Source organism: Paenibacillus violae (assembly GCF_032461945.1).
GTDB lineage: Bacteria > Bacillota > Bacilli > Paenibacillales > NBRC-103111 > Paenibacillus_E > Paenibacillus_E violae.
Genome location: NZ_JAWCUD010000002.1, coordinates 533,766 through 548,491 on the forward strand (window position 1 = coordinate 533,766; position 14,726 = coordinate 548,491).

The 14,726-nt window shown below is 45.4% G+C and carries 13 protein-coding genes; all 13 read right to left on the reverse strand.

All coding sequences use genetic code 11. The features are described 5' to 3' along the window. Nucleotides 1-35: 35 nt before the first annotated feature. Nucleotides 36-1,073, reverse strand: a complete 1,038-nt coding sequence (locus tag RQP52_RS09375; RefSeq protein ID WP_315951033.1) for an aspartate-semialdehyde dehydrogenase — start codon at nucleotides 1,071-1,073, stop codon at nucleotides 36-38. A gap of 36 nt (nucleotides 1,074-1,109) precedes the next feature. Continuing rightward, nucleotides 1,110-1,703 (reverse strand): dipicolinate synthase subunit B, encoded by a 594-nt coding sequence (locus RQP52_RS09380; protein WP_127450986.1) that lies wholly within the window; start codon nucleotides 1,701-1,703, stop codon nucleotides 1,110-1,112. Further along, complete coding sequence (gene dpsA / locus RQP52_RS09385; RefSeq protein WP_315951034.1) at nucleotides 1,700-2,599, reverse strand: dipicolinate synthase subunit DpsA; 900 nt, start codon at nucleotides 2,597-2,599, stop codon at nucleotides 1,700-1,702. The genes RQP52_RS09380 and dpsA overlap by 4 nt, the downstream gene beginning before the upstream one ends. 125 nt (nucleotides 2,600-2,724) lie before the next feature. Continuing rightward, entirely contained in the window at nucleotides 2,725-3,180 is a 456-nt protein-coding gene (dut, locus tag RQP52_RS09390) for a dUTP diphosphatase (protein WP_315951036.1), read from the reverse strand. Further along, complete coding sequence (locus RQP52_RS09395; protein WP_315951038.1) at nucleotides 3,167-4,423, reverse strand: M16 family metallopeptidase; 1,257 nt, start codon at nucleotides 4,421-4,423, stop codon at nucleotides 3,167-3,169. Before RQP52_RS09395 ends, dut begins: the two co-directional genes overlap by 14 nt. Before the next feature lie 106 nt (nucleotides 4,424-4,529). Next, a complete protein-coding gene (locus tag RQP52_RS09400; RefSeq protein WP_315951039.1) occupies nucleotides 4,530-5,585 on the reverse strand; it encodes a polysaccharide deacetylase family protein in 1,056 nt (351 codons plus the stop codon). A 162-nt stretch (nucleotides 5,586-5,747) separates the two neighbouring features. Further along, the gene (gene pnp / locus RQP52_RS09405; protein ID WP_315951041.1) at nucleotides 5,748-7,850 is read right to left on the reverse strand and encodes a polyribonucleotide nucleotidyltransferase; all 2,103 of its coding nucleotides are present in this window, start codon (nucleotides 7,848-7,850) and stop codon (nucleotides 5,748-5,750) included. 263 nt (nucleotides 7,851-8,113) lie between these two features. Further along, nucleotides 8,114-8,383, reverse strand: a complete 270-nt coding sequence (gene rpsO / locus RQP52_RS09410; RefSeq protein ID WP_029195252.1) for a 30S ribosomal protein S15 — start codon at nucleotides 8,381-8,383, stop codon at nucleotides 8,114-8,116. Nucleotides 8,384-8,546: 163 nt separating this feature from the next. Next, nucleotides 8,547-9,485 carry a bifunctional riboflavin kinase/FAD synthetase gene (locus RQP52_RS09415; RefSeq protein WP_315951044.1) on the reverse strand — a complete coding sequence of 313 codons (939 nt, stop codon included), beginning with the start codon at nucleotides 9,483-9,485 and terminating at the stop codon, nucleotides 8,547-8,549. A 49-nt stretch (nucleotides 9,486-9,534) separates the two neighbouring features. Then, nucleotides 9,535-10,452: a tRNA pseudouridine(55) synthase TruB gene (gene truB / locus RQP52_RS09420; protein WP_315951046.1), complete on the reverse strand. Its 918-nt coding sequence runs from the start codon at nucleotides 10,450-10,452 to the stop codon at nucleotides 9,535-9,537. Continuing rightward, on the reverse strand, nucleotides 10,449-11,450 hold the full coding sequence (locus RQP52_RS09425) for a DHH family phosphoesterase (protein ID WP_315951048.1): 1,002 nt from the start codon (nucleotides 11,448-11,450) through the stop codon (nucleotides 10,449-10,451). The genes truB and RQP52_RS09425 overlap by 4 nt, the downstream gene beginning before the upstream one ends. After that, the gene (gene rbfA / locus RQP52_RS09430) at nucleotides 11,447-11,806 is read right to left on the reverse strand and encodes a 30S ribosome-binding factor RbfA (RefSeq protein ID WP_315951050.1); all 360 of its coding nucleotides are present in this window, start codon (nucleotides 11,804-11,806) and stop codon (nucleotides 11,447-11,449) included. The genes RQP52_RS09425 and rbfA overlap by 4 nt, the downstream gene beginning before the upstream one ends. Nucleotides 11,807-11,812: 6 nt before the next feature. Continuing rightward, nucleotides 11,813-14,689, reverse strand: coding sequence for a translation initiation factor IF-2 (infB, locus tag RQP52_RS09435; RefSeq protein ID WP_379171923.1), 2,877 nt, complete (start codon nucleotides 14,687-14,689; stop codon nucleotides 11,813-11,815). Nucleotides 14,690-14,726 lie beyond the last annotated feature (37 nt).

Consider the following 14,726-nt stretch of genomic DNA (forward strand, 5'->3'; position numbering starts at 1 on the left):
CCATATTCACTGCAACTTAATCGCAGTAATGCTGATTATTGTTCTATAGCAATATATTCAGCAATTTGCACAGCATTCCAAGCAGCGCCTTTGAGCAGGTTGTCAGAAACAATCCACATATTCAGTGCTTTTGGGTTGCTCAAATCGCGGCGTACGCGTCCAACAAAAGTTTCCAGCTTGCCCGCTGCATCTGTTGCTAGTGGATATTGCTGCTCAGCCGGATTGTCAACTAGAACGATACCAGGAGCATCTGCAAGCAATGTTTTCACTTCTTCTACGTCGAAATCTTCCTTCAATTCCACGTAAACGGACTCTGAATGTCCATACACAACAGGGATACGCACACAAGTGGCAGTCACTTCAATGGACTCGTCACCCATAATTTTTTTCGTTTCAAGAATCATTTTCATCTCTTCATTGGTAAAGCCATTGTCGAGGAACTTATCGATTTGAGGGATTGCATTAAAAGCGATTTGGTGTTTCACCGGCAATGAGCCCACTGGCAAAATGTCCGGATTCGCATCGTTACCTGCAAGTACCTCTTTCGATTGTCTCAACATTTCATGAATCGCTTTCGCGCCCGCTCCAGAAACAGCTTGATACGTCGATACGATGATGCGGGAAATGCCGTAACGATCGTATAAAGGCTTCAGGGTTGCAACCATCTGAATCGTGGAACAGTTCGGATTTGCAATGATACCTTTGTGCTCGTTGATTTTGTCAACATTCACTTCTGGAACAACCAGAGGTGTGTCTGGATCCATTCGGTAAGCACTTGTGTTATCAATACAAATTGCACCTGCATTTACCGCGTGCGGAGCTAACGCTTTAGTCACGTCGCCACCAGCGCTAAACAAGGCAATATCCACACCCTCAAAGCTGTCTGGGGTAGCTTCTTGAACCGTTACCTCTTGGCCCTTGAAAGGGATCTTGACACCCGCTGAGCGTGCGGAAGAAAGCAATTTTAATTCCTTGATGGGGAAATTCCGTTGTTCTAATAGACGGATGATTTGTTCACCTACTGCGCCTGTTGCTCCGACGACTGCAATGTTGAAAAGCTTCTGGTTGGACATGAGCTGGTCTCTCCCCTTCAAGATTTATATATGAAATTAGTACTGAAATCTCTCAATAATCATGGGTTGCAATTGCTTGCCATCCAACGCAGATTCACAAGCTTCCATAATCAAGTCCATGCGAGCCACCAACGAATTTGGCTTAGCTCCAGGTGCATCTTGACCAAAAGGAACAAAATAAATGTTCTTCGTAATCAGAAGCTTAGCGATATTCATCGCATTCAAACCCAGTCCGTCATTGGTAGAAATAGCTAAAACAAGCGGACGTAAGTTCCGCATTTGCGCTTTGGCAGCCATAAGTACAGGACTTTCTGTCATCGCATTTGCTAGCTTACTAGTTGTATTTCCTGTGCACGGCGCAATAACCATCACATCAAGCAGCTTGGATGGACCTAGTGGTTCTGCATCTACAATTGTCGAAATGATGTTGTTGCCTGTTATGTCCTTTAACTGCTGCTGCCAATCTGCCGATTTACCGAAACGAGTGTCCGTTGTCATGATCGTATTTGATACAATCGGAATGACACGTGCACCAGCATCTACAAATCTCTGAATTTGAGGCATTACCTCTTCCAGCGTACAGTGAGAACCGGTTAACGCGTAACCGACTGTTTTCCCTTGCCAATTCATTCCACATCGCTCCTGTCTCTGAAGTCTTCCTCGATCAGCTGACTTAGTGTGTTCGCCATGATGCGGCCAGCTGTTTTGGGGGCGACGATGCCAGGTAATCCGGGCGCAAGCATCGCTTTGATGCCTCTTTTCTCGGCAAATCGGAAGTCCGTTCCACCGGGTTTAGAAGCCAAATCGATGATCAGCGCGCGATGTGGGATATTGGTAATAACTTGCGCTGTGACTATCATAGTCGGAATTGTGTTAAAAAGCAAGTCAATATTCCCCACTTCCGGATACAGATCTTTCGTGTAAAAAGGCTGAAAACCCATCTCCCACGCCCTTGCGAAATGCTCTGGTTTCCTTACCCCTACCTTAACGGTAGCCCCTAAACCTTGCAGTGTTTTGGCCATAGTGAAACCCGTACGACCAAAACCCAAAACCATACATACAGAACCATGAATGGTAATATCCGTGTTCTGTATCGCCATCATCAGCGCGCCTTCAGCTGTTGGAATGGAGTTGTATATCGCGACATCGTCCCGATCAAATAACTCCACAACGCCTATTCCATGCGCGGCACAAAGATTTTTCAAATAACTTTTGGCCATTCCTGTGTACACCTTGGCATGCTTCGGCAGCGAAGAAATATGAACGTCCGTCAATCTCAGTTCATCGCTTGAAAAGATAGATTCCACTTGTCCCGAATCATCCGTACCTACAGCCGGCAAGATAAGAACATCAATCGTTTGAAGCAGCACGGGATCTAGTTTCGCGTTGGAAACACTGCTAAATTGCCTCCCGAGATTGTCAAAACCGAATAATGTCACTGATGCATCAAGCTCGGTAAATTTCTGAATTACTTCTAGCTGCCGGGCGTCTCCACCCATGAAAGCAACCGAAATCCCAGTAAGCATTCTTTGCTTACACCCCTTTCTCGGTCCGTTTCGATACGTTATAGTATGCGTTCGCCTAAGGATGGGTGCCACTGCTTTTTGAAACAAAAAAAGAACCCCTATACAGAGGTTCTTTCTACTACTTATTATCGTCCTGTGTGACCGAATCCACCTGAGCCCCGCTCCGTTTCCGTCAACTCATTAACTTCGACTAGATCAATCTGTGGTACAAGCTGAAATACCATTTGGGCAATGCGCTCATTGCGCCCAATTGTGAAAGCTTCCTGTCCATGATTAATCAGCAGCACCTTCACTTCACCACGATAATCAGCATCAATTGTTCCTGGTGAATTCAACGTCGTAATGCCATATTTGAATGCCAATCCGCTTCTTGGCCGGATCTGCGCTTCAAGTTCCGGCGGCATGCTCAGTGCAAAACCAGTAGGAATAAGCCTACGCTCACCCGGAGCAAGTATAACAGGTTCGCTTACAGCAGCATGAAGGTCAAATCCGCTTGCGGCTGCAGACATTTTCTGTGGCAAGAGGATATCTTCCTGCCCGGAAACACGTTTTATTTGGACTTCAAACTTAGAGAGAGACAAGCTGATCCCTCCTGAAGCTGCTAATGACATCATCGGAATTCCCAACCATTGACAGAGCAAACGGTGTTGAGAATAATGTTTTGGTTAACGCTTGAATGTGCTCCATTTGTACGCTGTCAATGCGTTCAAGCATTTCATCCAGACTGTAGTGCTTGCCGGTCATCAACTCATTTTTCCCAAAACGGTTCATGCGGCTGCTCGTACTCTCAAGACTAAGAATCAGGCTGCCCTTCAACTGTTCTTTCCCTTTTTTCAACTCGGATTCCAGCATCCCTTTTACCGCTATATCATGAAGCAGCTCCATCGTTACTTTCAAGACTTCTTCTGTTTGTTTAGGTGCTGTCCCAGTATAGATAGTAAACATGCCGCTATCGATATGGGAAGAATGGTACGAATACACCGAATAAGCTAAGCCGCGCTTCTCACGGATTTCTTGAAACAGCCTGGAGCTCATGCCCCCACCAATTGCGTTATTGAGCAGCACCATGGGGTACAGGTTTTCCTCTTGTAAGGAGAGACCTGGCAGTGAGAGACAGATATGATTTTGCTCTGTTTTTTTGGCATGGAAAATCAATTCTCCAAGAAAATCCGGCGCATCATAGCTCGTTTCTTCCCCCGTTTGTGCGAATCCACCAAAATGCTTCTCAATCAGTTCACGAACACTGTCATCAATATTGCCGGCAATGCTAAGCACCGTATTCTCCGTATTATAATGTTTCTTCATATAATTACGAAGATCATCCGACTTCATTTTGGATAAATTCTCTGCCGTCCCGAGAATCGTATAACCTAATGGATGAGTCCCATATGAAGCTTTCGCTAATAAATCATGGACCAAATCGTCAGGCGTGTCTTCATACATCGAAATCTCTTCATAAATGACTCCCTTTTCTTTCTCCAGCTCCCCTTCATCAAAGGAAGAATGGAAGAACATGTCGGAAAGTACATCCATAGCTAGCGGCAAATGCTCATCGAGTACTTTGGCATAATAGCAAGTATACTCTTTGGAGGTAAAAGCATTGACATTTCCGCCAATTCCGTCAAATATCTCTGCAATATCTTTTGCTGAATGGCGCTCCGTTCCTTTGAACAGCATGTGTTCAATAAAGTGCGAAATGCCGTTTTGTTCTTGAGACTCATTACGTGAGCCAGTTTTTACCCAAATTCCGAACGTGACCGATCGAAAAGTAGGGATTTGTTCCATAACCACTCTCAAGCCATTATGTAAGCGATATTTGATCACTAAGTTTCCTCCTCAAAATGAAGCCCGTAAAGTCCCATTTCCAAATTATACTTCCTCAGTCTAACAAAAATGTGCGAGCGACTCAACTTTGCAAGTTCTCCATCACTCAGTTGACAATTTGGTTCGCTTCTTCAACCCGTTTGGAGGAAAGTAATTCCGTTACCGTACCCATGGTTAATCCCTTATTTTTAATCATTCGAATCATCCCTGGCAGTGCGTCTCTGGAAGAAGGCGTTGGATGCATCAGAATAAGCGAGCCTGGCTCAACACTGGTGGAAAGCCTCTGCAGAATGCGGTCTGCTCCGGGATTTTTCCAATCAATCGTATCAAAAGTCCATAATACCGTCTTTAGTTTAAACTCGGATGCTACTTGGACCGTTTCTTGGTTAAAATACCCCGAAGGCGGGGCAAATAGTGTGTTATGCACGCCTAACTGCTGCTTCAGCAACTGTTCCGTTTTGGAGATTTCCTCAACAGCCTTACTCCGGCTGACGTTCCTCATATCCTTATGGGAATAAGCATGATTGGACAATTCATGACCTGCATTCTGAATCGTTTTCGCCATCTCAACATTTTTATTCAACCAAGACCCATCGAGGAAAAATGTGGCGTGCACGTTTTCTTTGCGTAGCGTCTCTAAAATGCTCGGCAAATACTCATTCCCCCAAGCAACATTGATCATAAATGAGACCATTGGCTTTTTGGGATTGCCTTTATAGATGGGGTTTGGTCCCAAATCATCCAACTGGATACTAGGGGGAACTTCTTTCATGACATAATTGATTTTGCCAGGCGTCAACTTGTGCTGAGCCAGTTTAAGCGTTTCAGGAATATCGACTTCTAGACCGTTATAGCCAGGAATTGCTTTCCACACAGGATCTAATTTCGCATTGATCGGAGCAATTTTACGTTTCTCCGCTTCTTGCGTAATTGTATCTAATAAATTATTGCTTTTAGACGGAGTCGATTGGATAGAACCAGATGCCGGGTCCATTGCAAAAACCGGAAGCGCTTCTTCGTCCTCCCAATCGGTCCCGAATACATAGGGACTTTGTCCACTTTTCACGGACTGAATATAAGCACCCACATTAGGGATAGTATCTAAGGCAAGCATAATCATAGCAAAAAAACTTCCAAGTAGAAGCCATTTCTTGTAGCGCATAGACTGATCCCCCTTCTCCTCATGTCCTGAGTGTATGCAGAAAGGGACAAGAGTAGAACCGGCATGTCCATGTCTAACGAAATAGCAAAAAAGAGACAGATTCATCTGACTCTTTATCCATGACTTAATCTATGAAAAAGGGACTTCACAAGTCACTCGGCTCTAGGTTTGAGCCGGGACTTGCGAAGTTAATGTAGCTTTGCGAGAAAGGTTAACTCTTCCTTGTTGGTCAATTTCCGTTACTTTGACTGTGATTTGATCGCCAACGTTAACGACATCTTCCACTTTCGCTACGCGCTCTGTGGAGATTTGAGAAATATGAACCAGACCTTCTTTACCTGGCAGGATCTCAACGAAAGCTCCGAATTTCTCAACGCGTTTTACAGTACCAAGATACGTTTCACCGACGATAACCTCACGCACGATACCTTCAATAATGGAACGTGCTTTTTCGTTCATTGCTTGATTTGATGAAGCAATGAAAACACGGCCGTCTTGCTCGATATCAATTTTCACGCCAGTTTCTTCAATAATCTTGTTGATGATTTTACCGCCTGCTCCGATAACATCACGGATTTTGTCAGGGTTGATGTTCATTGTCAAGATTTTCGGTGCATATTCGGAAAGAGTTTTCTTCGGTTCCGAAATACGTGAAACCATTTTGCCTAAAATGTGCAAACGGCCTTCTTTGGCTTGCTGCAAAGATTGCTGCAGGATGCTGCGATCGATACCATCAATTTTGATATCCATTTGAAGCGCTGTAATCCCTTCAGCTGTACCCGCAACTTTGAAGTCCATATCGCCAAGATGATCTTCCATCCCTTGAATATCGGACAAAATGGAGAAGTGGTCGCCGTCTTTAATCAGCCCCATCGCAATACCAGCAACCGGTGCTTTAATTGGCACACCAGCATCCATAAGCGCTAATGTACTTGCACAAATACTTGCTTGGGATGTAGAACCGTTGGATTCAAGTACCTCTGATACGAGACGAATCGTGTAAGGGAAATCGGTTTCGTTAGGAATGATAGGCTCTAAAGCTCTCTCCCCTAGCGCACCATGTCCGATTTCACGACGGCCCGGCGGACGAAGCGGTCTTGCTTCACCTACAGAGAACGGAGGGAAATTATAGTGATGCATGAATCGTTTAGTTTCTGTAAGATCCAAGCCATCCAGAATTTGAACATCGCCTAATGCGCCTAATGTACAAACGCTTAATGCTTGTGTTTGCCCACGTGTGAACAAGCCTGATCCGTGCGTGCGCGGCAGCAAGTCGATATCGCAGTCAATCGCGCGAATTTCTTCCAGTTTACGTCCATCCGGTCTAACTTTATCATGCGTAATCAAACGGCGAACTTCTTCTTTGACGATATCATAAAGAGTTTCTTTAACATCGCCTAACAACTCCGGTGTTTCCGCATACAAAGCTGTAAAATGTTCCACCGCTTCAGCGTTCACAACGTCAATTGCTTCTTGTCTAGCATGTTTCTCGGAAATTTTGATGGCATCGACTAATCTAGCCTGCGCGAAGTCGCGAACTGCTTTGCTTACATCAGCATCAACCGTGTGGAGTTTCACTTCCATTTTCGGCTTGCCTGCGATTTCAACCAATTCCTCAATAACAGCAACAATTTTGCGGATTTCATCATGTCCGTACATAATCGCTTCGAGCACAACGTCCTCGGATACTTCGTTGGCGCCTGCTTCAACCATCATGATTGCGTCTTTTGTTCCTGCAACCGTTAAATGAAGATCACTTTTCTCCGCAATTTCACCTGTTGGGTTGATTACGAATTGACCATCCACACGTCCAACAATGACACCGCCAACAGGACCGTTGAAAGGAACATCAGAAATGGCCAGCGCTGCGGAAGTACCGATCATTGCCGCGATTTCTGGTGGACATTCTTGATCCACGCTCATCACCATGGATACGATTTGGACATCGTTACGGAATCCTTCAGGAAATAGCGGACGAATCGGACGATCCGTCAAACGGCTCGCAAGAATTGCCTTTTCGCTTGGGCGACCTTCACGCTTAATAAATCCGCCTGGAATTTTACCTACGGAATATAGTCTTTCTTCATAATTGACAGTCAACGGGAAGAAATCCAAGTCTTTCGGTCCGCTGGATGCTGTAACTGTACTTAGCACAACCGTGTCACCATAGCGAACGGTAACTGCTGCATTGGCTTGTTTGGCAAGTCGGCCCGTTTCAAGAATGAACGGTTTACCGCCAAGTTCCATTTGTACCCTTTTCTCCATAAAATCCTCCTAAGGAAATTTCTTATTCATTATGTGTCTTGATACGCATTCACAGAAAAGGAGGTCGATACCTCAAACCTTAGACTCCGTATGTATCCAAAAACTTGCCTAGCACTTGAGTCATCCTCTATTTCTGCGTAGTGTCTAGTATTTCCTTCTTTTTCCGTTTTAAAAATACAAGAAAAAGCAACCTCGTTGCCACTCTCTGCGCAAGCTTTATCAAGCCCAGCAAAGGAGCAACAGGTTGCTTCTCATTGTCGGTTTTATCGACGCAAACCAAGCTTCTCGATCAAAGCACTATAACGGCTTACATCTTTGTTCTTCACGTAAGCAAGAAGCTTACGGCGTTGTCCAACCATTTTAAGCAAACCACGACGGGAGTGGTGATCTTTCTTGTGTGTACGAAGGTGGTTCGTAAGGTTTACAATGTTCTCAGTAAGGATTGCTACTTGTACCTCAGGTGAACCTGTGTCGGTATCGTGTACCTTGTGAGTTTGAATCAGTTGTGTTTTGCGCTCTTGTGTTAATGCCATGATTGTTCATCTCCTAAATTCTATTGTATCCCCATAAGCCTAGAAATCGCCGATGATAGCGTCTAACCAAGCTTAGGTTCATGCCAAAGGAATTGTCCTTTGGGCAACGTTAATCAGTATACCATAACCACATAGTAGAAGTAAATGTTTGTTTCGGTATGATTTATTCTAGTTTATTTTTCGCAGCTTCCGCATCTACCTTGATTTGCGCAATCAGCTCGTCAATGGACGAAAATTTACGCTCGGGACGAAGGAAAGCAATGAGTTCAACCTTCATTTGTTCGCCATAAATTTGCTCGGAGAAATCAAATAAATGAGCTTCAAACGATGGTTTCAACTCCCCAGTCGCGAAAGTCGGCTTTACGCCAATATTCATGACGCCTTTATAGGTTTCCCCTTTGATTGAAGCTTTAATCGCATACACGCCATTTGTAGGAATAACATAGGTCTCGTCCAATTGCAAATTAGCTGTTGGAAACCCTAGCAGTCTTCCTCGCTTTTCTCCATCTATCACGATGCCGCTAATGCTGTAGGGACGACCAAGAAGTCTTGTAACTGTGTCAATATCCCCTTGTTGCAACGATTCACGAATGAGTGTAGAACTAACTTTTTCGCCGTCCATTTGAAAAGGTCTCACCACTTCTACAGAAAATTTCCCGTGACTCAATTCGCAAAGCGAATCCGGGTTTCCTTTGCCTTGATAGCCGAAAGTAAAGTCAAAACCGCAAATGACGCTGTTCACACCTAGCCGATCCAAGACTTGATCCACGAATAGCTCCGGGGACAATCGCATTAGCGAAGCGTCGAAGGTAACTATATAGGTATGATTGACGCCAAGCGAGGCAAATATCTCCATCTTCTCTTTCATCGGTGTCAAAAGATCAATGTATTTATCCTGCCCCATTACCGATCTGGGATGCGGGTGGAAAGTCATGATCGCCGTCGGAAGATTCAGCTTTTTAGCAGTAAGTAACGCTCGTCCAATGACCTCTCGGTGCCCCAAGTGAACACCATCAAAATCACCTATAGCGACTACCTGCTCTCCGACAAATACGCGCGGAGTATCAAAATCAATGGGATATGATATTGGTATTATTTGCATATAAGTTCAATTCACCTATCCATTTCAGCCTGTCCCTGCTTGTAATGGGTTAAAGAAATACTTTTGAAGGGATCAGGATTTGGCTAGAGCTTTTCCATTCATAAAGCCCTAGGAACCTTTTATCCGGAGAATAAGCACGGATCAAGGTTGGAGAACCCGCCGCTGCACCCGTAATGCGATTCACAGCTATTGAAATCCTTTTTCCTTGCTGCGCATGAATGGCTTCTTGTTCGGAAAGCTCAACCGAAGGCATATGAGAGATCGCTTCGTCCATAGGAATCATACGGTCTTGCAACACGCCTTGATCTTTCAATTCTTTGATTTGCTCAAAGGTTAGACACTGTTCCTGACGGATATTGCCTGTAGAAGTCCTGATCAAGCTACTCATAACCGCAGGATACCCTAAAGCTTTACCAATATCAACACATAAGGTTCGAATATAGGTCCCTTTCGAGCAAGAAACACGGAAATGTATTTCCGGATGCTTTTGCTGCAAATCCATACGAAGAATGTCTAATTGATGAATCGTTACTTTACGTGATTTGCGCTCAACTTCCTTGCCTTCGCGGGCCAGCTCATACAGCCGCTTCCCGTCGACCTTAACAGCCGAGAACATAGGAGGAATCTGTTCGATCTCTCCGACAAATCGAAGCAAAGCCTCGCGAACAACCGTTTCGTCCAATTGTACGAGAGCAACTTCTTCGAGTACATTGCCTGTCATATCTTCTGTATCTGTTGAAAGGCCAATTCGAAGTACGGCTTCATATTCTTTCGGCAATTCCTGTATATATTCAACCATCCGCGTTGCTCGACCAATGCAAAGCGGCAGAACCCCTGTCACTTGCGGATCTAGCGTGCCGGTGTGGCCAATACGTCTAATTCCAAGTATACCTCTGACTTTGGCTACAACATCATGAGATGTGAAGCCTTCCGGTTTCCAAACAGGCAAGATGCCTTCTAGCGTCATATCAGCTTGCTCCCTACTTCCTGAACCATTCTTGCTACTGCTTCTTCAATTGTTCCTTGGATTGTGCAGCCTGATGCTCGCACATGACCGCCTCCACCAAGGGATTGAGCGATCGCTGCAACGTCGACAAGTCCTGAAGAGCGAAGACTTACTTTAATTATGCCGGGCGCCTTTTCTTTAAATAGCATACCCACTTCGACGCCTTCCACGTTACGAGGATAGTTCACCAGTCCATCTAAATCTTCACTAGAAGCCCCTGTAGACTCCAAATCAGCTAAAGAGACTGCGAGCCACGCTAATTTGCGATCATGAGCAAACGAGAGGGTAGATAACGCCTTCTGTAGAAGAACAATTTGCGAATACGTCACTCTCTCTAGAACTTGCTCGGCAATTTCGGAGCCCTGAACACCCAAAGCAAGCAGAGACGCTCCAATTTGCATAACTTCCGGCGAAGTATTCGAATAACGAAAACCGCCTGTATCTGTAAGCAAACCTGTGTAGATGCAGTCACCAATGGCCAAGTTCAAACTCATGTTCATATGTATGGCTAAATCATACAAAATTTGAACAGTCGCGGCCGCATCATGCTTAATCAAATGACACGAACCAAATCTATCATTGGTTGGATGATGATCAACATTGAGCAGCTGAGCTTGTTCATCAAAAAGAGTGCTGACCCTACCTATTCTGGAGAAATCAGCACAATCAACACTTATTATGGTCTTGTAACGTCTACTCGTTATTTCTTTGCTAAAATCAAGTACCTGATCGCTTCCCCACAGATAGGAAAATTTAGAAGGCATAGGACCTTCGTTCATCATGGTAAATGTCTTCCCTAGCTGGCTCAGAAGCCATCCCATCGCGTATGTAGAGCTGGCGGCATCCCCATCCGGCTGGATGTGAGATACCACCAAGAAATCATCATGCTGCTCGATAAACTTAGCTGCTGCTTCCAGCTGCTGGCTGTATTCGGTGGCATGCATCATTCCATTACTCATACACTTGGATTTCCTTCCTGGTTTAGCTTATGAAGCAAGTTCTCGATATGACTGCCATAATCGATAGACGCATCGAACTTGAACTGTAATTCCGGGATTTTCCTTAACCGAATTCGTTTGCCAAGCTCAGAACGGATGTAACCGGAACCTGCAGAAAGCGCCTTTAGAGTGGCCTCTTTCTGTTCGTCCGTACCCATCACGCTTAGAAACACACGCGCTAAGGAAAGATCGTTTGTTACTTCAACACCTGTAACAGTTAGGAAACCAATTCGCGGGTCTTTTAACTCCGATTGAACGATTTGGCTTAATTCTTTCTTGATTTGTTCGCTTACTCGACCTACACGCACTCTAGCCATTTGTTATCACCTCTCAACGGACTCCATGATGAAGGCTTCAATAATGTCGCCTTCTTTAATATCATGATAACGCTCCAGAGATATACCACATTCATAACCTTGTGCTACTTCTTTTTGGTCATCTTTAAATCTTTTCAAGGAATCAATTTTGCCTTCATGAACGACAATACCGCTGCGGATCAAGCGTGTTTGAGCATTACGAGCAATTTTACCCGAAATGACCATACAGCCGGCAATTGTTCCTGAACCCGTAATTTTGAATACGTTACGTACTTCCGCTTGACCAAGCACAACTTCTTTGAAGACAGGATCCAGCATGCCTTTCATCGCTTGCTCGATTTCTTCAATAACGTTGTAAATGATATTGTGCAGACGAATATCAACTTTCTCTTGTTCTGCTGTAGATTTGGCAGCAGGCTCCGGACGAACGTTGAAACCGATAATAATCGCATTAGACGCCGAAGCAAGAATAATATCAGACTCGGTAATTGCCCCTACACCGTTATGCAGGATTTTAACGCGAACGCCTTCCACTTCGATCTTCTCAAGCGAGCTTTTCAGCGCTTCAACAGATCCTTGAACGTCACCTTTGATAATGACATTCAAATCTTTGATTTCGCCATCTTTGATATGCTTAAAGAGATCATCCAATGTCACGCGTGAATTTGCCGTCATCTCGGATTGACGCAGTGCAATGGAACGACGGTCCGCGATATCTCTCGCTTTACGCTCATCTTCATACACCAAGAATGGATCTCCAGCTTGAGGAACATCAGTTAGACCTGTGATTTCGACTGGTGTAGATGGGCCTGCTTCTTTCAAGCGTTTGCCCTTATCATTAACCATCGCTCTGATACGGCCGAAGTGAACGCCTGCAACGAAGCTATCTCCCACTTTAAGCGTACCGTGTTGAATGAGGACGCGAGCCACTGGGCCTCTTCCTTTATCCAACTCAGCTTCAATAACTGTTCCTCTTGCACGTTTGTTCGGGTTAGCTTTGTACTCTTGTACTTCCGCTACAAGCAAGATCATCTCTAAGAGATTTTCAAGTCCGATACGTTGTTTCGCAGAAATTTCGCAGAAAATTGTATCGCCGCCCCACTCCTCCGGAACCAGTTCATAAGCTGTAAGAGCCTGTTTGATTTGGTCAGGATTAGCGCCTTCTTTATCAATCTTGTTCACAGCTACAATGATCGGAACACCTGCCGCTTTAGCATGGCTAATCGCCTCTACGGTTTGTGGCATTACGCCGTCATCTGCTGCTACGACAATAATCGTAATATCCGTTACTTGTGCACCGCGGGCACGCATGGTTGTAAATGCTTCGTGACCAGGTGTATCCAAGAACGTGATCTTCTTATGGTTAACTTCAACTTGGTACGCACCGATGTGCTGCGTAATTCCGCCTGCTTCGCCTTCAGTAACGCTTGTTTTACGAATAGCATCAAGAAGTGTCGTTTTACCATGGTCAACGTGACCCATAATTGTAACAACCGGTGGACGCTCAAGCAGATCTGCCTCATCATCCACTTCTTCAATCGTCTCGAAGTTGTCTTCTTCGACTTTAATTTTAATCTCAACTTCAACGCCGAATTCAGTTGCAATCAATTGAATAGCGTCCAAATCAAGTTCTTGGTTGATTGTCGCCATTGTTCCTAGGAACAACAGTTTTTTGATAACTTCAGAAGCATCTTTGTGGAGCAATTTAGCTGTTTCACCAACCGTCATGCTGCCGCGAACGATGATTTTCTTAGGAGTGTTATCAATTTTTTCTTTCTTAACCGTTTCTTGCTGATATCTGCCACGATTGTTACCACGTTGGTTGCCACGGTTGTTACCGGATGGCCCGCGGTTGCCGCCAGAGCGGTTATCATCAAAACGCTTAGGCGTTGGTTTGGATTTCTTCGTAGTGATTACGCCAGCTTTCGCTGCTGCATCATCCAACTCAGCTGCTGTTGCTCCAACATGGAATTGCGGCTTAGCTTCCTGAATAACAGGTCTTCCGCTTTGGTTATTGTTACGGTTGTCAAAAGGTTTGTTTTGACGATTCGGTCCTGTACTCCGGTTAGGACTTCCACCTTGTGGACGGCCACTGTTCGCGCTTTGTCCGCCACCGGCAGATGCGCCTGCACCTTGGTTCGGACGGGATCCCGCATAGTTGCTATTCGTGCGAGGAGCTCCGCCTTGGCCTTGCCCCTGGTAGGAACCTTGACCGCTCGGACGTTGGCTGTTATATCCGCCTGATGATCCACCACTTGGACGTCCATCGTTGGAACGGAATGGAGGTCTGTCACCAGAGCGTTGACCTTGCCCCTGTCCTTGACCTTGATAGCCTTGGCCACTTGGACGTTGTCCGCCTTGGGAAGAACCTTGATAGCCGGAACGTTGCCCACCTTGTGATGAACCTTGGCCGCTCGGACGTTGCCCGCCTTGACCTTGGTAACCCGTACGTTGTCCACCTTGACCTTGACCGCTTGGACGTCCGCCTTGCGAAGATCCTTGGCCACTTGGGCGACCATCACGTTGGGGTTGGGATGGGCGACTTGTCGCACCAGGTGTAGCTTGCGTTGTGGATGGCTGTGGGGTCACTGCACCACTAGCTGTTTGGTTGGCTGATTGTTCTGAAGAAACAACAGGCTTGGAAGCCCCCGTTGCTGCACCTTTATTCTCTTGTGCTGGAGCCTGCGATGCAGGATTCTGATTCGTCGTCGATGAACTCACATTTCCTCCGTCCGTAGCTGCTCGTTTGGCAGCCGCATTAGCTTTTATATCACGGAAAAATTTCTCCACGGAACTAACCGCGTCATTTTCCATTACACTCATATGATTGTTAACAGGTATATTTAAACGTTTGAGAATGGTGATGATTTCTTTACTGCTCATATTGAGCTGTTTGGCGTATTCGTATACGCGGGTTTTA